15 protein-coding genes are annotated in these 20518 nt (G+C 45.3%); 9 read left to right on the top strand and 6 right to left on the bottom strand.

Translation table 11 applies throughout. The features are described from left to right. Nucleotides 1–173: 173 nt before the first annotated feature. The 6 genes from ACTTKA_RS04405 to nadB all read right to left on the bottom strand — a co-directional run bounded on the left by ACTTKA_RS04405 (nt 174) and on the right by nadB (nt 10478). On the bottom strand, nt 174–1886 hold the full coding sequence (locus tag ACTTKA_RS04405) for an FAD-dependent oxidoreductase (protein WP_442724120.1): 1713 nt from the start codon (nt 1884–1886) through the stop codon (nt 174–176). 81 nt (nt 1887–1967) lie between these two features. Beyond that, complete coding sequence (locus tag ACTTKA_RS04410; protein WP_442724121.1) at nt 1968–3659, bottom strand: RagB/SusD family nutrient uptake outer membrane protein; 1692 nt, start codon at nt 3657–3659, stop codon at nt 1968–1970. Between the two features lie 41 nt (nt 3660–3700). Then, entirely contained in the window at nt 3701–7021 is a 3321-nt protein-coding gene (locus ACTTKA_RS04415) for a TonB-dependent receptor (protein WP_442724122.1), read from the bottom strand. A gap of 196 nt (nt 7022–7217) precedes the next feature. Continuing rightward, a complete protein-coding gene (locus ACTTKA_RS04420; protein ID WP_442724123.1) occupies nt 7218–8216 on the bottom strand; it encodes a FecR family protein in 999 nt (332 codons plus the stop codon). A 92-nt stretch (nt 8217–8308) separates the two neighbouring features. Next, entirely contained in the window at nt 8309–8881 is a 573-nt protein-coding gene (locus ACTTKA_RS04425) for an RNA polymerase sigma-70 factor (protein ID WP_442724124.1), read from the bottom strand. 28 nt (nt 8882–8909) lie between these two features. Next, entirely contained in the window at nt 8910–10478 is a 1569-nt protein-coding gene (gene nadB, locus ACTTKA_RS04430) for an L-aspartate oxidase (RefSeq protein ID WP_442724125.1), read from the bottom strand. Between the two features lie 218 nt (nt 10479–10696). Between nadB and ACTTKA_RS04435 the strand changes: the two genes are divergently transcribed. From ACTTKA_RS04435 to ACTTKA_RS04475, 9 genes are all read left to right on the top strand, one after another. Beyond that, the gene (locus ACTTKA_RS04435; protein WP_442724126.1) at nt 10697–11428 is read left to right on the top strand and encodes a DUF4271 domain-containing protein; all 732 of its coding nucleotides are present in this window, start codon (nt 10697–10699) and stop codon (nt 11426–11428) included. Then, nucleotides 11425–12195 carry a uroporphyrinogen-III synthase gene (locus ACTTKA_RS04440; RefSeq protein ID WP_442714527.1) on the top strand — a complete coding sequence of 257 codons (771 nt, stop codon included), beginning with the start codon at nt 11425–11427 and terminating at the stop codon, nt 12193–12195. The genes ACTTKA_RS04435 and ACTTKA_RS04440 overlap by 4 nt, the downstream gene beginning before the upstream one ends. Continuing rightward, nucleotides 12182–12595, top strand: coding sequence for a ribonuclease P protein component (locus tag ACTTKA_RS04445; RefSeq protein ID WP_442714521.1), 414 nt, complete (start codon nt 12182–12184; stop codon nt 12593–12595). Before ACTTKA_RS04440 ends, ACTTKA_RS04445 begins: the two co-directional genes overlap by 14 nt. Next, nucleotides 12577–12801 carry a membrane protein insertion efficiency factor YidD gene (gene yidD, locus ACTTKA_RS04450; RefSeq protein WP_442714522.1) on the top strand — a complete coding sequence of 75 codons (225 nt, stop codon included), beginning with the start codon at nt 12577–12579 and terminating at the stop codon, nt 12799–12801. The genes ACTTKA_RS04445 and yidD overlap by 19 nt, the downstream gene beginning before the upstream one ends. A 19-nt stretch (nt 12802–12820) precedes the next feature. Further along, complete coding sequence (locus ACTTKA_RS04455) at nt 12821–13459, top strand: TatD family hydrolase (RefSeq protein WP_314695129.1); 639 nt, start codon at nt 12821–12823, stop codon at nt 13457–13459. A gap of 146 nt (nt 13460–13605) precedes the next feature. Next, entirely contained in the window at nt 13606–14934 is a 1329-nt protein-coding gene (locus ACTTKA_RS04460; RefSeq protein ID WP_442724127.1) for a hypothetical protein, read from the top strand. A 39-nt stretch (nt 14935–14973) separates the two neighbouring features. Further along, nucleotides 14974–15975, top strand: coding sequence for an SPFH domain-containing protein (locus ACTTKA_RS04465; RefSeq protein WP_442724128.1), 1002 nt, complete (start codon nt 14974–14976; stop codon nt 15973–15975). A gap of 20 nt (nt 15976–15995) precedes the next feature. Next, a complete protein-coding gene (locus ACTTKA_RS04470) occupies nt 15996–16253 on the top strand; it encodes a hypothetical protein (protein ID WP_046825220.1) in 258 nt (85 codons plus the stop codon). A 1093-nt stretch (nt 16254–17346) separates the two neighbouring features. Further along, nucleotides 17347–20517: a SusC/RagA family TonB-linked outer membrane protein gene (locus ACTTKA_RS04475; protein ID WP_442724129.1), complete on the top strand. Its 3171-nt coding sequence runs from the start codon at nt 17347–17349 to the stop codon at nt 20515–20517. Nucleotide 20518: the final 1 nt, after the last annotated feature.

Genomic DNA, 20518 nt, shown 5'->3' on the forward strand with positions numbered 1-20518 from the left:
ATCATGACTTTTTGAGACAAACTTACAAATAATATACGTCATGTCAAAATTTACAAAACACTAGTAGAGGACTTACTTTTCGCAAAAACGATCCGCAACACCTGTTTATGGGCATTGCGGAGGGGCAAATTGGGACAGTCAGAAGTTTACCGGACACCAATAGATCTTTTTCATTATTCTTCTTGTATGATTAATTCTAAAACTTGTTTGTCTTCCAATAGCTTCTTCCTTAATAAAAAATAGTCTATATCCTGAACAGCCTTTTCCGAATCGATGGCTTGACAAGCTGCTGTTGCAGCTGATTGTCCCAACACCATGAAGACTGGTTCCATGCGAATGGATCCAAATGCAATGTGTGTAGAGCTTACACATATGGGAACAAGCAAGTTCCGGCATTCGCCCTTTTTAGGCACGATGGAGCGGTAGCTGATTGGATAAGGAGCGGAAACAGGTGCTTCCACGTTGCCTTCATTCTGCACGAATCCATTGGCATCCACATATCGCTGCACATGATGTGAATCCATCCCGTATGCTCCCATCCCGACTGGGTCGTCAACGATTTCGATGCGTTCACAGTTTTTCTGGGTCATCACATAATCGCTTTTCATGCGTCTTGCCTCTCTAATATAGAGCTGTTGCTGCCATCCGTTACTACCTTTTTCGTATTCATCTTTGCATGTTCCCCATCTCGAAACTTCGTTTCTTATATTCTGCGGGATGCGTGGATGAGAAGCTAATGTCCACATCAATCCCTGCTGGTAATCGCGATGAGCTTGTATAATCTTTTCGCGTTCCTCGTAATCGGCTTCGGGATACGTATAGTTCTGTCCGATAAAATCGGTCGAAAAACCTCTCCGGTTGTTGGTGTCTGTTTTCCTGTTCGGCATTGGTGAATTAATCCAAGGCAACTGATCCTGCTCTGACCCGTTTTCCGCTTCATAATTCCTGAAAAGGAGCTCGTAATTCAGTTCGTTATAATTGCTCGGCTTTTGAAAAGGAATTTTATTCTCGGGATGGTCTGTAAGCGTCATACGGAAACAATACGCTTGTATTTTGGGATCGCTGTGCCCATCGATTCCCGGACGCCCTCCTTCGGTGATATAAGGGAGCAAGCCGCTGGTTGGATCGCCTTTCGCGATATATGGATCAACCCCATCGGAAAAGTTGTGATTGTATCCGTTTTTTGAGATGGTCCAACTTAACGTGTTGTTGAGCCGGTTGGCTTGCACGCCATTTAATGTCTCTCCATACACCTCGTTCGACTCCCTTCCGATGCTGTAAGAAACTCCGGCAGCAGCCATCAAGTCTCCTTCGTATGTAGCATCAATAAACATTTTACCTGTATATCTTGATCCGTCCTCCATTTCAATCAAAAGAATCCGGTCGTTCTGTTTTTTTACCCCTGTTTTCCTGTTCAGTCTCTGACCATAAACAATGCCTATCTTCTCATCATTCAGCATTTTTTGATACACGCTCAGTGCTGCAGATGGTTCAAAAGTCCACATGACCTCTTCATCCTTCTCTGTTCTTGTTTGTCCGAAATCCATATACTCTTCTTTTTTCTGCCACTTCCAGCTATCGGGACGATCGTAGTATTGACGGATATTTCGGTAAAATTCTCGGGCAATGCCTCCTATTACTTGTTTATTCCCTATGTCGGTCTGTCCCAGTCCTCCCGTGGTTAAGCCTCCAATGCGTTCGGTCGGCTCGATGAGTATGACAGATTTTCCCATTCTCGATACTTGAATAGCTGAAGCAATTCCCGCAGAAGTTCCACCGTAAATGACTACATCGTAACTCCTTTCTCCCTCGGAAGCCTTTGATAAAGTCGGACTTATAAAGGCCAGACAGACCACTAAGAACGTTATTTTTTCTTTGGATATCATGATTCATATTTTTTATTAAGTTCATACAGGAAGATTACGGAGAAATGAGTTCTTCGTAATCTGTGCCTGTATGAAAAACGATCATTCCCAATTCGGGTTTTGGGTCAGATTCGGATTCGTCTTTCTTTCGATATAAGGAATAGGCCAGAGATAATCTTTCTCAGCCTTAAACACACGCTTGTCAACTGTCCGCATAGAAGTGTTCGGATGATTTACATCGGAGGCGATGGGAATTCCGGCTATTTGATAATTCGGAGTCCCCCACAGATCAATGGCAGGCGCTTTAAGCGGATAGGATTTCTGCATTCTGCCCAGTACGAATCCATTCATTACATTTTCAGCAATTCTCCAACGCCTGATGTCGGAAAGTCTTTGTCCTTCACCCGCTAATTCATGTCTTCGTTCTCTTGCGATCGCATAAAAAAGTTCATCGGCTTTCATTTGGGCTATAATCGGCATGCCTACACGTTTCCTGATTTTATTTAACGCTTCATACACGGATTGGTCAACTTGACCTGCTTTCACTTTGGCCTCGGCATACGTTAATAAGACTTCTGCATAGCGAATAACGATAATATTATTATCACAGTTATTGATGTCTCCATAGTTGGTATCATTTACGTATTTTCGCCAATTGATACCGGTAAAAGACGCATACGCATTCAACGCATCCTGATTATCGACGTAAGAATGTGGCGAGGTATGGTAGTTCCAGCATTTGATACTGTCGCGGTGCGTTTCGTATTGAAAACCTTGAAAGATACAACCCGGCTCATTCTTCCAGTTCGAATAACCCGAAGACGGAAGAGCAAAGGTCCATGCCAGACGCGGGTCTCGATTGTCCCAAGGTTTGGCCGGATTATACAACGGAGATTTATCGATCGGAAGTCCATCCGTACACTCGTATGAATCGATGAGCTGATATGAAGGCACTTTATTGGCGTGCCCGCCTCCATTTCGGCTACCGAAAAGTCTGAAAATAGGATGTACCTGATAGCCGACCAAATATTGGATAGAAAAAAGAATCTCTTTCGAGTCCTGTCCTTCATAAGTGAATAGTTTGGGGAAATTAGGCTCAAGCATCACTTCCGTTCCTTCTAATTTCATTACCTCTGTTGCTGCGGCGATAGCCACATCCCACTTCTCATTATAAAGGGCTATCCTTGCTTTCAGGGCAAGAGCTGCCTGACGAGAGGGACGACCCGAAATCGCTTTGTTACGCGTTGTAAGTATAGCAGCCGCCTCATCGAAGTCTTTAAAAATCTGATTCAATACTTCTTCTTTCGGTGAACGAGAAACTTGAGCGTTGTTCAGTGAGAGTGTTTCCAGAATTAATGGTACATCACCGTAAAGATCAATCAAGTACGAATAATAGTAAGCTCTCAGAAATTTAGCTTGCGCTTGTGCTTGAGCAATAAAATCAGGATCTACTCCTTTGGTATGATTCGTTTTATTGATTAGATAATTACATCGGCTTATGCCACTATAACAAGTGCTCCAGACTGCTCTGACAAATGAGCTTTGAGCATCATTAGCACCTTGTGATAGCTTCTGTACATCATTTGTATTACGATCCCATCCATTGTCAGATAATTCTTCAAAAGCCAAAAAGAATGCCATACCTTCCCATCCTGTCCACAGATTTGTATAGCATCCTGTTATGGCCATCTCAATTTCTTTTTTATTTGCCAGAAAGGTCTTATCCGAAGGAGAATCTAACGGAGCCTTATCCAGAAAATCATTGCACGAAGAACATAATCCTATCGTTATCATTAAACATAAAAACTTTTTCATAACATAAGTAACTAAAAAAATTAAAACTTCACATCGATTCCGAATGTGGTTGTACGCATAATGGGATAGAAGCTCCCATAACCGTGCAGTATCGGTGACTCGACATCAAAATATTTCCAGAATTTAGAAATTGTAAATACATTATCCGTGCTTATATATAACCTTAGGTCGGATATTCCTATTTTAGACGAATATTGTCTGGGGATTGTGTATCCTAACTGGATATTTTTCAAACGCAGATAAGACGCATCTTTCAACCAGAAAGAAGAATTTTGCTGGTTGTTGCTGTTATTGAAGGCTAATCTGGGAAATTTGGCATTTCTATTTTCAGGTGTCCAGTAATCTTTGCCGATTTCCGGCATGGATCCCCCTTCGTAGAATGAACCGATCGAGTGTCCCCAAACATAACCGTCAGCTTTACCAACTCCCTGTAACATAATATTGAGATCTATACCTTTATACTCTCCGTATAAATTCAAGCCGAATGTATAACGAGGGATCGTGCTACCGAGAATTACAAGGTCTGAGGTATTGATAACTCCGTCAGCTTTATCCGGGATTCCGTCGTTATTCGTATCAACCGTTAATTGATCTTTATACTTGATGTCTCCCGGTCCAAAATTGCCCATTTGTGTTGCTCCTTTATATTTCCCTGCGGTATCATAGTCTTCGGGAACAATATAACCGACGGCTTCATATCCGTAAATCGATCCCATGGGATAACCTTCACGATTCACTGTAAGCCATGTTTCATTGATTCCCTTTAAATCAAGTATCTTATTTTTAACATCCGAGAGATTGAGAGCTGCTCTGAAATGGAAATCCCCCCAATGGTCTTTATAAGTTGCACCGATTTCCCATCCTCTATTTTCAAGCCTCCCTGCATTTTGAGAAGGAGCCGACAATCCAATAATTAATGGAATATCAAGAGTCAACAGAATATCTTTAGTTTCCCTGTAATAATACTCTGCCGTGATATCGAGCTTTTTAAATAAATTAAATTCTACTGCAATGTTACTCATCGTCGTTGTTTCCCAGCTTATTTGAGAATTTGCCATTGTCGTGATGGAAGCTCCTGAAACGATGTTTTTATCAAAAATATAGTTTGTTCCTAAGCCGACGATCGATTGTGCCGGATAGAATCCGTTGAGCGTGTTTTGGTTGCCCAACTGTCCCCAAGATACGCGAAGTTTGACGTTGGGGGCGATGTCCCTTAGATTATCCCAAAATCGTTCTTCACTAATCCTCCATCCTCCCGAAATGGATGGAAACACTCCCCACCTGTATCCTTCTGCAAAACGAGAAGAACCATCATATCGCAAATTCGCTTCAAACAGATATTTCCCCTTGAAATCGTAATTGATTCTTCCGAAGAAAGCCTGTAGAGCATAGTCGGAAGCCGACCCTCTCGATTTTTGATTCTCTGCCCCGCCCGCATTTAAGACTGGATAGTCCGGAAAAGGAAATACTTCTCGGTAGCCTGAATGCCATTTATTCCAAAAAGCCTCCTGTTGGTATCCGGCCATTAGCTTAATGTGGTGGGCATTAAATAACGTTTGCGTATAGGTAGCACGCCCGCTTAAGAGATTACGCAAACTACGGCCTGTGATTTCGGTCAGAGTAGATTTTGATTGACTCTGAGGATCTGGAGTGCCGTCGTTGAGATACAATTGTACCCGCTTGTTCCAATCTTTGGTATGGTCTTCCCAGTAATTTAGTGCATATTGTGCTTGTAATTCAACGTTTTCTAACGGCTTAAACAAAGCGGTGAAGTTCATCACGGCTGATGGGTCTGTGCGTGAAATAACTCCCCCATCTTTGTAATAAGCAACAGGATTAATACCCGACCATCCCGGACCATAACGCCCGTCTGCCAAGTATGCTGCCTGATTCGCCGGGATTCGTCCGACAAAGTTAAAGCCCGAACTGAGTTTGGAAGGCTCTTTTGTCTCTGCATAAATAAACGATATGTCAGAGCTGAGAGTAAATTTCGATGATATTTGATAGTCGTTGTTCGACCTCAAAGAATATCTTCTGAAGTTTGTATTCTCCGTAATCCCATTCTGTGATAAATAACCTGCTTGTGTGAGAGATCTGAGAAGTGGGGTTCCCAGACTGATTGTGACGATATGACTCGTCATTAAACCATTGTTGGTTGCAGTAGCATCGAACCAATCCACATCCGGATAATTTGGATCTTGTCTTGCAACTCCTGCTTCATATTCTTTGATGTATTCTTCAGAATATTCCGGGGTCATGCCCACAGCACGCTTGGCAATAGAAATATATTTCATGAAATCTACCGCTCCTACATATTTGGGGACATTTGTAGGAGTACCCTTGGCTACATAGCCGTTATAAGAGACATAAACCTTTCCTTTCTCGGCACGTTTTGTTGCGATAAGAATGACGCCATTGGCTGCACGGTTACCATAAATGGCCGAAGAAGCTGCATCTTTAAGAATAGATATCGACTCGATACTCTCCGGATTAATAGAGTTGATGCTCGATTCTACACCGTCGATCAGCACCAAAGGGTCATTATTCCCAATAGTCGTGTTGCCACGAAGGCGGATAATGCCACCGTCACCTCCCGGTTTCCCACTGCGTTGAATTACAGTTAAGCCCGGAACTAATCCTTGTAAAGCCAAAGATGTTTGTGCTACGGTACGTTTATCCATTTCTGCTAATGACACACTCGATACGGCACCGGTCAAATTCACTTTCTTTTGCGTTCCATATCCTACCACCACCACTTCTTCGAGAGCTTGCATATCTTCCGAAAGGGTGATATTAAATACCGACTGACTGTTTATCGCGATTTCGCGCGTATGATAGCCGATAAAAGAAACAACTAAGACGGCTTTTTCAGCAACATCTAACGCGAATTTACCTTCCGCATCGGTGATGGTTCCGTTCGCTGGGTTTGCTTTCTCGACCACATTAGCTCCGATAATCGGTTCGCCCTGCAGGTCCGATACTTTTCCCGTGATGTGTTTTGTCGGTTGTGGCCTTGTAACCGCATCGGAAGGAGGCGTGTTGGCCTTGTACAATACGATGTGTTTGTCGTTAATTGTATAATTCACGTTTTGTCCGGCAAATATTTCATCAAGCACATCGGTTATCAGACGATTCTTGACATTAACAGAGATTTTCCTTGCGGCCTCGATTTGTGTCGAGCTATACGTGAAGTAAAAATCACTTTTCCGTTCGATTACGGACAGGACTTCTCGCACGGTCGCATCTTTCATTTCCAACGACAGCCGTACCGACTGCGAATACGAAAGATTCGCCATGACCTGTAACGTGCCGAGTAGCCAAAAAAGTATTATACATCTCATGATCATCAGACTCTTTCGGGGCCATGAAGTTGTTTTTTGTTCATTGCCCGTATTGTTTTTCGTGTAAAAGTTCATACATTTGTAATTGATTAATGAATAATATTTTGCTTGTCAACAATGTTATTTAATGAATCGGAACCGGAGATGTTGCCGCATTTCCGGTTTCTTTTATGCTTCCGTTTTTCTCATAGGCACATCATTTTTTTATGGTTAGTATTTCGATGATTCCATCGTTCAGTTTCCTGTAATCTAGTTGCCGCGTTTCTTTTAGCAGAAACAATACTTGCTCCAGCGAATCCGTCTCACGGAAATGACAAGTGTATGTATCATTGGTCGACAGCGGATTACGTATTTGTATCCGTACACCAAAACGACGCTCCAGACTCTTCGTGATCTCCGAAAGCGGTTGTTCCACGAAGTACAGTTCGCCGTGTATCCATGACCGCGTCAGCTCCGTATCTACATTTTCAGTCAGTATCCATCCTTCCTGTTCGGAATACGAGATTTGCTCGTTCGGCTTCAACATCGCCCGATAGCCCGCGTCTATCGACGAGACTTGTACGCTTCCTTCCGCCAGAGTGACTACGGCCTTCTCTTCGGGGTAAGTCTTCATACAGAATTTCGTACCTTTCACTTCTACGTACATCCGGTCAGACTGTACCACAAAGGGCTTGTCGGTATCATGGGCTACCTCGAAGAACGCTTCTCCGATGAGAGAAACCAGTCGTTTTTTTTCTCCAAAGGCCGACGGGTAGGACAATGTGCTTCCCGCATTCAACCAGACTTTCGTCCCATCCGAAAGAAGCAGTGAGGCACGTTGCCCGACGGGCACTTCTATGGTATTCATTGCGAGGGATGGCTTCTTGCTCCGTAACAAATAATATCCGTTTACGGCCAACAATCCCACAAGCAGAATCGCAACTGCATATCTCAAAAAAGCGGTAATTTTCCATCGTTTATCTTGGGTAGCGGGTATCGGGCGACGGCTAATCCCCGACAGGAAGCGGTGATACGACTTCTTAATTTGTTGTTTGTCCGAAAAACGCAACTCGTCTTTCAGACTCCATATATGCTCCATCTCATACAGCCAGTCAGCATGGGAAGGATCGGCCGAAACCCACCGGTCCATGCTCTTTATATCTTCGGCCGAGCATTGCTTCATCAAAAACCGTATCAGCAGTTGTTCGTTCATCATTTGTTTTCTACGCTTGTAAAAAGAAGACAACCGAACGACTCCGAACTACGTGTTCGAAAACGCGGGAAAAATCAAAACATGTTGTAAAACATCTACAGGAAGGTCAGCACGTGCCGCAGTTTACTGCGGAGAAAAGTCAGTGCCGCATGAATATGGCCTTCGACTGTGCGTGGCGAGATCTGCAGCATTGCGGCCACCTCCTTATAGCTCATATTCCGGTAATAACATAGCCGAAAAGCTTCAGCGCGTTTGGGTGGCAGTTTTTTTACAGCCAACTCAATCGTTTCGAGCAAATCTTTGTCTATCAACCGACGCAACAGATCATTCGTCTCCAGCTGACGATCCCAGTAGGTTTTGCGCGCTTCGGCCAGGCGCATCTGTTCTTCGTATGCTTCGACGACTGTCTGATGACGCAGCCGGTTCAGACAGTCATTTTGCAACCATTTGAAAAGAAACGAATAAATGTTCTCCGCTTGTATCAAATGCTTTCGCTCCCAATACGAAGTGAATACATCCTGTGTCAGGTCTTCGGCCGTCTCCTCGTCGACGAACCGGCATGCCAGCGCCTTGAGTTGCGGGTAGAGAAAGGCGAAAAAATCGCGGAAGGCATCGGGATCTCCCTGCCTCACTTTCTCGATATCGATTTTCGGCCTTTGTGTTTTCATGGCATATCATAGGAAGCAGCCTTCCGGTCTATTGCTTCGGAGGGTAATCGATATTATAATGCAGCCCCCGGCTCTCCTTGCGTTCCATTGCCTGGCGCATAATAAGATATCCCACATTAATCATGTTTCGCAGTTCACAGATATCGCGTGAAGCAACGGAGCGTTTGAAAAGACTTTCCGTCTCTTCATAAAGAATATCCAACCGTGTCCATGCTCTCTTCAAGCGCAGGTTGGAGCGGACAATCCCGACGTAGGTCGACATAATTTGCCCCACTTCCTTCAGGTTCTGTGTAATCAAAACCATCTCTTCGGGTGACCGGACGCCTTCGTCATTCCAGTCCGGAATATTTTCCTGATGATCAAGTGATGCAATCTGCCTGATGGAATGCTTCGCAGCCGCGTCGGCATAGACGACGGCCTCAATCAAGGAGTTGGATGCCAACCGATTGCCTCCGTGCAGGCCGGTACAGGCGCACTCCCCTACCGCATATAGGCGCTCGATGGAAGAGCAGGCATTTTGATCTACCTGAATGCCGCCGCAGAGATAATGGGCTGCCGGAGCCACCGGAATATACTCTTTTGTGATGTCGATACCCAGTCCTTTGCACCGCTCGTAGATGTTTGGAAAATGTTTTTTCGTGGTTTCCGCATCCTTGTGGGTAACATCGAGGTAGACATGCTCATCGCCACGGTTTTTCATTTCGTTGTCGATTGCCCGCGCTACGATATCGCGCGGGGCGAGCGACAGACGCGAGTCGTAACGTTCCATGAATTCCTTCCCGTCGAGGGTACGCAGGACAGCGCCGTAGCCGCGCATGGCTTCCGTGATCAGGAACGACGGGCGATCGCCCGGATGATAGAAGGCCGTCGGATGGAACTGAACGAACTCCATATCCTTGACTGTGCCTTTCGCGCGGTAGACCATCGCGATGCCGTCGCCCGTGGCCACGAGCGGGTTTGTCGTGGTCTGATACACCGCACCGATGCCTCCGGTAGCCATCAGCGTCACTTTCGACAGGAAAGTGTCGATCCGTCCCGTAGCCATATCCATGATATAGGCGCCGTAGCAGGCGATGTCCGGTGTCTGGCGTGTCACTGTCACGCCCAAATGGTGCTGTGTCAGGATCTCGATCGCAAAATGATGTTCGTAGACCGTAATGTTCGGATGGCGTTTTACCGCACGGATCAAGCTGGCTTGAATCTCCGCTCCGGTACTGTCTTTATGGTGCAGGATACGTGATTCCGAATGGCCGCCCTCCTTGTGCAGGTCGAAATTCCCTTTTTCGTCTTTGTCGAAATCTACGCCCCAGCTGATCAGCTCTTCGATTTGAGCAGGCGCTTCACGCACCACCTTTTCGACGGCTGAACGGTCGCTCATGAAATCGCCTGCGATCATCGTATCTTCGATATGTTTCTCAAAGTTATCGACCAGCAGGTTCGTCACCGATGCCACCCCGCCTTGTGCGAAAAACGTGTTCGTCTCTTCCAGCCCCGACTTACACACCAGAGCCACCTTGCCTCTCGGAGCAACTTTCAGCGCAAAGCTCATACCGGCTATCCCTGCGCCGATCACCAAAAAATCATATTTCTTTACCATTTTATATACGGTTTTCGACCGACAAAGGTAAGAAACTGTTTCGATTTTTTACCGGTTGTCTTTTACTCATTTCAAGCGATATGTCTTGATCTGGTTTCTTATGTTTCATACCGCTAAAAACATCGTTATGCGGATTCGGCAAAGGAAAAGGCAGGCGTAATAAGAACGGAATTACTACCTTTGTCCGCACAAAGACAAGAGGACAGAGATGAAAACAGATGGAGAACGAGCTTTTTGAAGGATATATCGGGGTCGGATTCGATTATAGCCGACATATACACGACATCATATTCATGATGATGTTGGGGCTTATTGCGATCTTCTCGGTCATTTTTCGCATATTCTATCCGCTTATCCGGAAGATCATCCGAAGCCTGTTATCTGTCAGAGAGCGACAGAATCTGTTCGAAACGTCCATGAAAAAAAATCTTTTTTTCAAAGCTTTCATGAAGTTTCAGATGTTGCTTTTGTGTACGATCTTCTTTTACTTGCTCATTTTGGAGGGAGGATATATGCAAGTCAATCATCTCGGTGCGGCACTCGTGCTGATGGGAGCTCTGCTCGTGGCGATCTATGTGTACTACCTGATTAAACAGGGCCTCTATGCGCTCTATGGACAGGCATTTAGCCAAGATGATAAGTATAGCCTTTGGCGGAATGGTTATCATTCTCTGTCCTATATATGGGGCATTTTGCTCTATTTTCCTACGTGCTGGTTGCTCTTTGACCCGCAGCATATTCCCTACATCTTGATGCTCTATTGTGCGCTTTACATCCTCTATCGTATTGCTTTTGCTTACACAACTATTCGTATCTTTTATAATAAAAATACAGGGTTTTTATTTTTAAGTTCGTACCTTTGCGCCCAAGAAATTATACCCTTGTTATTCGTATACGAAGGTTTGAATTATTTGCATAACAATATTGATACAAGTACTTTATGGCATTGAGTATTAAGAAGCTTCTGGTCTCGCAACCTAAACCCACGTCGGAAAAATCTCCTTACTTCGACATTGCTGAAAAATATGGAGTCGACATTGATTTTCGTCCGTTTATCAAAGTAGAGCCGTTGACAGCAAAAGAGTTCAGACAACAACGAGTCGCGATACTCGATTACAGCGCAGTGATTTTTACGGCACGTACAGCCATTGATCATTTCTTCCGTCTTTGCAAAGAGATGAGAATCACCGTTCCGGAAACGATGAAATATTTTTGCATGACCGAGACGATTGCTGTGTACCTCCAAAAATACATTATTTATCGGAAACGCAAGGTTTTCTATGGTCAGAGCGGTAAAATGGATGATTTGATTACCATCATCGGCAAGCACTCCAAAGAGAAATATTTGTTACCCGTGTCCGATATTCATAAAGATGATTTGACGACAGTGCTTGATACGAAAAAAATTGCCTATAAAACGGCGGTGATGTATCGGACCGTCAGCAACGAATTCGACAAAGACGAAAAATTCGATTACGATATGCTCGTATTTTTCAGTCCTTCGGGTATCACGTCGCTGATGAAGAATTTCCCGAAGTTCAAACAGAAGAATATCCGTATCGGATGCTTTGGGCCGACGACTGCTAAAGCCGCTGTCGAAGCAGGGCTTCGGCTCGATGTTGAAGCGCCTACTCCCGAAGCACCTTCCATGACAGCCGCCCTCGAACAATATCTGAAGAAGGAACTGGGAAACGGCAAAAAGAATGCAAGTCGCTGAAAAAAAGCGATTTTTCAAAAGCGAACGTCTGACGCTGCGAAACGACATCGAGCAGCTTTTTGAAAAAGGACAGACTTTTATGGCATACCCCCTGAGGGTCGTTTACGTGTCAGGCACGGTGCAGAACGATACCGTGCCGGGCATGTCTATTTTGGCGGGCGCACCTAAAAAACGAATCAGGCAGGCTACGTCGCGCAATCGAATTAAGCGCCTTATACGTGAGGCGTATCGTCTGAATAAAGGAGCGCTTTTTGATGCTTGCAGGCAATCCGGAAAATACGTACACATTGCTTTCATGTACGTAAGCAACGACATTTGTACATATACGGATATGGAAAAGGCGGTCAGAAAAGCCTTGGATATGATCCGAAAAAAAGAGATATGTTCCGGCGTTTGCTGACGAATCTGCTGCTTATCCCGGTCTACTTCTACCGGTATTGTATTTCACCTCTGACACCGAGCAGTTGTCGCTACACGCCTACCTGCTCCGAATATACTGTTCAGGCGCTCAAGAAATACGGTCCATTCAAAGGGCTGTGGCTTGCCTTGAAGCGGATCTTCCGTTGTCACCCTTGGGGGGGGAGCGGATACGACCCGGTTCCTTAGCCATCCAGATCTTTTCGTGATGAGGTATTTCGATATCCATACGCACCGAATTTCTCAAGAGCAGAACGAGAGCACTGTCTTCAGCCTCGATTTACGGGTACCGTTCGAACTTCATCCTGACCGGCTCTACTCTGCGGGTATACACCCTTGGTATGCTGATTACAAGCAGTGGGAAGTCTTGAAGAAATGGATATCGCATCCCCGGATTGTTCTCGTTGGCGAAGCCGGATTGGATCGGTTGGCGCTCACGCCTCCCGATATTCAGGAAGAACTTTTCATCCGGCAGATAGAGCTCTCGGAAGAAGCAGGCAAGCCTCTCATCATTCATTGTGTCAAGGCGTGGGATGAGTTGCTCCGCGTCTGTCGCATCACACATCCTGTTATGCCATGGATTATTCATGGGTTTCGCGGTAAAAAACAATTAGCCGAACAACTCTTGGGAAGAGGTTTTTATCTTTCTTTCGGAGCACGCTACCATCCCGAAGCGCTCCAGGCTGCATGGACGGCAGGCCGTCTTCTGCTCGAAACCGACGACAGCCCCATCCATATCGGCGGCCTCTACCGACGTGTCTCCGAAGAACTTCAGATCACGGAAGCGCTTCTTTCTCAAACGGTAGGAAGCATCTTCATTCCCTTGATTACTTCTCCGATACCATAGAGTTTGCCGGACTCATCAGCATCTCCTGCGCATTTGAACGGTTTTCTTGAGAGATGAGACAGCCATGTTATGCCAGTGTGTATTTATTGGCCTCCAAAACATATAAATTTTTTTTTGTAAGTTTGCACGAAATATTTATATCGAAGATGGCCAAGCGAATTAAGGTGATAAAATGCCCACAATGTGGCAGTACGAAGGCAAAAGAGTTACGCACCGATTATTATCAATGTAAGAGCTGTTATACGGAGTTTTTTATTGACAGTGATGATATCAATATTCTGCATAAGTACGACAGTCCTTTTGGTGATTTAAATAAAATAAACACCAAACGTATACTCGCAGGCATAGCTATTGTAGCCTCTATTTTTATTTTCTTTGGAGTTTTCACCAATGTCTCTTTACAGAAATCGTCCTTTGATTATGCACCTCCGAGTCTTCCGGTCAAAATAGAAGAAAAAGAAGTTGTTTCCTGGGACAGGATATACGAATTCAGGGGATTTGCCAATGCGATGGATGAAGGTATGATACTTGTTATCGGCACCAGAGGATTGAAAAAGGGATATTCCTTCTCTGATAAAAAACAATTATTTTACGGGATTTATCAGGCTGTCGACGAAAAAGAAATCTCGATTCAGCCAATGAAAAGCCTGAGAGAAATTGAAATATCCGGCACAGACATAAAATTGTTTGAAAACGGGGATATTTATGCCATTATCAACAAAAAGAAACTTTTTAAATTGAATCGCGCGACGTATGAACTTGAAGAAATGATCTTTGAAACGCTGAATTTTCCCGAATTGGCCAAAGGGGTTTATGAAATTAAATTTGCATACGAGGGGGATGGGTTCAAGGTGGTGAATGAATTGGGCAAAGAGCTGTATTATTTTCCCATAATCAATAAAGTTCTTGGGAAAGAGATGCTTTATAAGATGCTACCCAGGAAAACATCCGATGCCCGAAAAAAGGTCGCATTTCAATTTTCGCACACCTCCGACTTCTTTCCCGACGAGAAAATACAATTGATTCGGTATGATTATTGGCAACAAATCGGATATCCTACCGATATACCCCGTTTTGCATGGACGAAAGACTTCGGAGGATCGGGAATTTTTACCGAAAGTTCTCCCTATCGGAAGGTACTCGTATTACCTTATATCGCGGAAATGTCACGATTGATTTCATACCGTGACTTTACTCCCGACCGCGATTATATCTCGGGAACGGTTTGGGCCTGTGATGACAGCGGAGTGTTGATTTCATTCCAACCGACCCTCTCGGGAAACAGTATTGTACAGCTGCTTGATGCTGAGACAGCAGCCATTAAATGGACAAAGCCGGCGGATATGGACTATCTGCTCAGTAAAGATGTCGTTAAGGTGAAAGGAGGGTATCTGTTTACAGCGAATAAAGAATCCTGGTTATTCAATACGCAAAACAAAGAGGGCGTATATATCAAGTGGGAATTCGATAATTAATCCGATAATATCAATGATGCAGGTTGTAAAAAAATAGATATGAGCTTTTTAAGAATTTTCAACAATCAACTTTCAAGAGTCATCCGGTGGGAAAATTCGAATCCCGGAATTCTTTGGTATAAATATCCGCATAAACGGGATGAGATCATCAATGCGAGCAAACTTATCGTAGCCCCCGGGCAGGGGTGTTTACTGGTGTATGAAGGGAAATTGGCCGATATCATCGAGAACGAAGGGATATTCAATCTCGAAACGGACAACCATCCTTTCATTACAACCCTCTCGAAACTCCGGCAAAATTTCGAAAGCGAACATAAACTGGCGATTTATTTTTATCGTAAAGCTCAAACACTCAACCAGCCTTGGGGAACTCCCTCTCCGATTAAATTTATCGACAACGAGTATAAAATCCCGGTGGAATTGGGTTTAAACGGTAATTTTTCGTACCGGATAACGAATCCGAAATTCTTTTTCACGGAGATAACAGGCAGTCGCGATGAACTTCAAACCGGGGAAATGAGCAGGATCATTACGGAACGCATTCTGCAACTCATTGCGAACGTCATTCACGAGAAAAAATATTCATATATCGAAATCGATGGGCATATCGATGATATGGCAAACGAAGTGGCCGGGAAAATCAATGAAGAATACGGTCTTCTCGGGCTGCAACTTACCGATTTCCGGATTGAAGGCACCCAATTCGACGAACAGACGCAGGCGAGAATCGCCCGTATGGCAGACATTTCGGCCGATGTGAAAGCCGCCGAACAGGCAGGATTGAGCTATGTCGAACTTGAAAAATTGCGTGCTTTACGGGATGCCGCCCGCAACGAAGGGGGATTAGCCGGTGCCGGGCTGCAGCTTGGTGTCGGTATGGAAATAGGAAAAAAAATCAACGAACAAACCGACAGCTTTCTGTCGGCCGGCAACACCGCCGTAACCGAAAAACTACGTAAACTCAAAATCCTGTTAGACGAAAAAATTATCACACAGGAAGATTACGATGCAAAAAAGCGGGAACTGTTAAACCAGTGGTGAAATAAATAAATTATCAAAGAATGAAATATATTATCGGAACGATTGCTGTAGCATTAATCCTTTGTACGGCCGCCTTTTTTACCTTAGATCTTTGGGGTATTGAAAATCCCGTTACTCTTGCTCAACTCCAAAAAGGGTTGAAAACAGTAATAATTATCGGGATAACATCGATCTTATTGCTTATCGTCATCCCTTTCTTTTTCAAAAACAACGGGAGAGGGTATGATCGAACGAAGGGGAATGTAGCCAAACCGAAAATAGAGCAGGGAAAACAATAGCGCTTCGTACTCATCTGCGTGTCTCGTCCTGTCATAGCATTATATCTAATAAGAAGGACTTTGTTGCAACAGCATTGAACAGTAGGGAGTTATTGGTATATTTTTGTATTTGCAAACGACTTTGTTGCAACGGTTGACATCTGATTATCAAAAGATATAGGTATATATAAAAACACCAAAAAAAATCAGCCGTTTAATAATCAGCAATATAGCAAAATTAATGTTTTATTACAGGCGAAAATATATCATTGTTTTTTAGAGATTTATCCGTTGCAATAAAGTCACCCGAATGTAACATTCCTTTCATTTCCGTGTAATACGCTTCCCGCAACTTTGCGGAACGAAAACAAAAATAAAAGGATCGAATATGTGTTTCATCTCTTTTATCCCGGATTCCGCGATAGAAGAAATAAGAATGAATTTCATTCAGGCCTTCAGTCCTCCGAACAAGGTCCGGATGTCGATGCCCCTCCCCTTGCGGGATGGGGCTGAAATAATTCGGGCCTTCAGCCCTTTCGGACAATGGTTAATGGTTATGCGTGGTACACGCCGAATCATATACCCGACAAATAACCATTGACAATTAACCATTGAAAAACAACCCTGAAAGGGCGAGATAATTCTGCCCAATGCGGAGCGGAAGCGAAGCGTTGGGGAAAAAGCAATATCCCCGTTAGGAGGGCTGTAAGCCTGACGTAACCATTGTCGTACATTCGCACATCCATTATTAATGGTAAACGCCGAACAGGGTATCGCGTAATTTGGGTTTATTCAAATAAAAATATAAAAATAATCCTGGAAAACAGGATGGGTTTGTGTAAAAAATATATATCTTCGTCTCGTTTTACAAATAATATTTAAAATACAATGCCAATGAAAAAAGAAAAATGAAACAGAGAGAGATCAATTCTCCGACATGAAAAGTGCGTTTTTTATTAATCATTTATGATGTATCATGGAAAAATATACAAAGTACAAACATTTTATTTCAAACTTATGCGTTGCAGGAGTGATAATGCTATCTCCTGCTGACTTCTACGCAGCGTCTCTTCTTCCTTCTCCGGGAAGTGAGCAGGTCTCACAGCAAACAACCATGATGGTTTCCGGCGTCGTTCGCGATGAGAAAGGTGAGCCGGTGACCGGAGCTAATGTAGTGGAACAGGGCAGCACGAACGGTACGAGTACCGATGTGGATGGCCGTTTTTCGATTCGCATACCTTCCGATGCGGTGTTGGAAGTTTCGTTCATCGGGTACGTGACACAAACCGTTTCCGTAAAGGGAAGAACCTCGTTAAATGTCGTCTTGAAAGAAGATACCCAGGGGCTGGAAGAAGTTGTGGTTGTCGGTTACGGTACGCAGCGGCGCATCAATCTCACAGGAGCGGTGGAGCAGGTGACGAGCGAAGTATTTGACAACCGTCCGATGACGAATGTGACACAAGGTTTGCAGGGAGCCGTTCCGAACCTGAACATCACACTGGCTGACGGCAAGCCGATGCGCAGCTCGAGCTTTAACGTGCGCGGTACGACTTCGATCGGGCAGGGAGGCGCAGCGCTCATCCTGATCGATGGTGTCGAGGGAGATCCTGCGATGCTTAACCCGAACGATATCGCCAGCGTTTCCGTATTGAAAGATGCAGCTTCGGCAGCCATTTATGGAGCCCGCGGGGCTTTCGGCGTGGTACTTATCACAACGAAGAACCCGAACAGGGAACGTACTTCCGTTACTTATTCGGGCAACTTCTCCGTCAAGTCGCCGACTGTGGTACCCGATATGCTGACCGATACTTACGAGTATGCCACGCGCTTTATCGAGGCCTATTCGGCATGGTATGATTATGCCCGGATGCCTTCGAAATTCCACAAAGCCGTGAAATATACGGACGATTGGTATAGGGAAATGGCCAAGCATCGTCCGGGGTCGGGTATGCCCGAAGTAGAGACGGATGCCGCCGGGAATTATCTGTACTATGGAAATACGGACTGGTATGATCTCCTGTATAAAAAGCAGTTTTATGCACAAGATCACAACGTGACAGTGCAGGGTGGAAACGACAAGGCGGATTTTATGGTGTCGGGGCATTACTACGGACAAGACGGGTTGTTCCGCTATAACAGTGACGATTACAGTATCATGAACGTGAGAGCGAAAGGATCTGCGCAGATATTCAAGTGGCTGAAGGTGGAGAATAACATGGAATTTTCGCAGATGGCGTATCATAATCCGCTGACGGTAGCTGACGGAAACGTCTGGTACGGCCTGGAGAGCGAAGCAGAACCGATGAGTCCGATGTTCAATCCCGACGGTACCCTGACAATGGCGGCGGCTTATAGTGTCGGCGATTTTTACTACGGTAAGAACGGAACGGATTACGACAACCGTATCTTGCGCAATACTACTTCGTTCATCGCATCGTTCCTTGATAATTCGTTACGTGTCAAGGGCGATTTAACATACCGAAACACCGACAACACCAGCAAGACAAAGCGTGTACCGGTGCCCTACAGCTCGAAACAAGGGGTGATTTCGTACCTCGGATCGTCGACGAACGACTATCAAAAAGTGCATTCGACGAAGAAATATCTCGCGGCCAATATTTATGCCGAGTATGAGAAGAAGTGGAACGACCTTCACTACCTGAAAGGCATGCTGGGTTACAACTACGAGCAATCCGTTTACAATTCGTTGTACACAAGGCGTAACGGGCTGATTTTTGAAGATGCCGACAATATGAATATGGCCAACGGCGAAGGCATCACGCTCTCCAGCGACTACGAGAAATGGCGTATCGCAGGCGGATTCTTCCGTTTCAACTATTCTCTCAAAGACCGTTATCTGCTTGAGGTGAACGGTCGGCTCGACGGATCGTCGAAGTTCCCAACCGACCAGCAATGGGGGTTCTTTCCTTCCGTATCGGCCGGGTGGAGACTCTCGGAAGAACCGTTTTGGAAGGTGAGTAAAAAAGCCCTTTCCGATGTGAAGATACGTGCTTCGTACGGTTCGCTGGGCAACGGTAACATCCGTTCGTATGCGTATCGCGAGCTGTTCCATATCTACCGCATGTCGCGTTTGATTGAGGGGAAGCTTAATCAGGCTACTTCGCACCCGTCCATCATCCCGAACGAATTAACATGGGAAACGGCTACGACGGCTAATGCCGGCCTGGACTTCAGCCTGCTCGACGGACGGATGCGTTTCTCGGGTGACTACTATGTGCGTAAGACGAAAGATATGTACACTGTCGGTACCACGCTTCCCGCTGTGTTCGGAGCCGCTACGCCGAAGGGTAACTACGCCGATATGACCACCCGGGGATGGGAACTGACTCTCAACTGGAACGACCACTTGACGCTGGCCGGCAAACCGTTCTCGTACGATGTGCGCCTGACACTCGCCGATTATACCTCGACTATCGACCGGTACAACAATCAACAGAAGCATCTTTGGGATTATTACGAGGGTATGACCGTTGGCGAAGTATGGGGCTACGTCACGGAAGGGTTCTTCACTTCCCCGGAAGACGTGAAATCGCATGCCGACCAATCGCTCTACTATGCCTCGAACTCGAAGAAATGGCTGCCCGGTGACATCAAATTCAAGGATTTGAACAACGATGGCGTGATCAATTACGGCACGAACAAAGTCGATGATCCCGGCGACCGCAAGGTAATCGGTAATACTACGCCGCGTTATACGTACAGTATTCATTTGGGAGCCGACTGGAACGGTCTTTTCGTCTCTGCCTTCTTTCAGGGCGTAGGCAAACAGGACTGGTGGCCCGGTACTGACAACGCCCTGTTTTGGGGACAATACAACCGTCCGTACAACAATATTCCCCGGTCGATGCTCGGCGAGATCTGGTCGGAAGAGAATCCGAACACTTATTTCCCGCGTTATCGCGGATATACGGCGTTGCAGGGCACACGTGAGTTGTCTGTCGTACAAACGCGTTATTTGCAGAACGTCGCTTATCTGCGCCTGAAGAATGTGCAGATCGGGTATAACTTTCCCAAACGTCTGACCGGGAAAGTCAGGATGCAACAGGCAAGAATCTACCTCTCGGCCGAGAATCTCTGGACCTGGTCGCCTCTCTACAAACGTACGAAAAACTTCGACGTGGCTACGATCTACGGCGAAGACGTCGAGGCGAAAGATATGGTTAACGCTGCCGGAGGTACAAACTCCATCATTCAGGGAGGTGGAAAGTCGTACAGCTATCCCCTGCTCAAAAGTGTAAGTTTAGGTTTATCTGTCACCTTTTAAA

Source organism: Tannerella sp. (assembly GCF_052170195.1).
Taxonomy (GTDB): Bacteria; Bacteroidota; Bacteroidia; order Bacteroidales; family Tannerellaceae; genus Tannerella.

Coding starts and splice junctions, on each gene's coding strand:
- ACTTKA_RS04405 (WP_442724120.1), bottom strand. CDS start 1,886: ATGATATCCAAAGAAAAAATAACGTTCTTAGTGGTCTGTCTGGCCTTT.
- ACTTKA_RS04410 (WP_442724121.1), bottom strand. CDS start 3,659: ATGATAACGATAGGATTATGTTCTTCGTGCAATGATTTTCTGGATAAG.
- ACTTKA_RS04415 (WP_442724122.1), bottom strand. CDS start 7,021: ATGAGATGTATAATACTTTTTTGGCTACTCGGCACGTTACAGGTCATG.
- ACTTKA_RS04420 (WP_442724123.1), bottom strand. CDS start 8,216: ATGATGAACGAACAACTGCTGATACGGTTTTTGATGAAGCAATGCTCG.
- ACTTKA_RS04425 (WP_442724124.1), bottom strand. CDS start 8,881: ATGAAAACACAAAGGCCGAAAATCGATATCGAGAAAGTGAGGCAGGGA.
- nadB (WP_442724125.1), bottom strand. CDS start 10,478: ATGGTAAAGAAATATGATTTTTTGGTGATCGGCGCAGGGATAGCCGGT.
- ACTTKA_RS04435 (WP_442724126.1), top strand. CDS start 10,697: ATGGAGAACGAGCTTTTTGAAGGATATATCGGGGTCGGATTCGATTAT.
- ACTTKA_RS04445 (WP_442714521.1), top strand. CDS start 12,182: ATGCAAGTCGCTGAAAAAAAGCGATTTTTCAAAAGCGAACGTCTGACG.
- yidD (WP_442714522.1), top strand. CDS start 12,577: ATGTTCCGGCGTTTGCTGACGAATCTGCTGCTTATCCCGGTCTACTTC.
- ACTTKA_RS04455 (WP_314695129.1), top strand. CDS start 12,821: ATGAGGTATTTCGATATCCATACGCACCGAATTTCTCAAGAGCAGAAC.
- ACTTKA_RS04460 (WP_442724127.1), top strand. CDS start 13,606: ATGGCCAAGCGAATTAAGGTGATAAAATGCCCACAATGTGGCAGTACG.
- ACTTKA_RS04465 (WP_442724128.1), top strand. CDS start 14,974: ATGAGCTTTTTAAGAATTTTCAACAATCAACTTTCAAGAGTCATCCGG.
- ACTTKA_RS04470 (WP_046825220.1), top strand. CDS start 15,996: ATGAAATATATTATCGGAACGATTGCTGTAGCATTAATCCTTTGTACG.
- ACTTKA_RS04475 (WP_442724129.1), top strand. CDS start 17,347: ATGATGGTTTCCGGCGTCGTTCGCGATGAGAAAGGTGAGCCGGTGACC.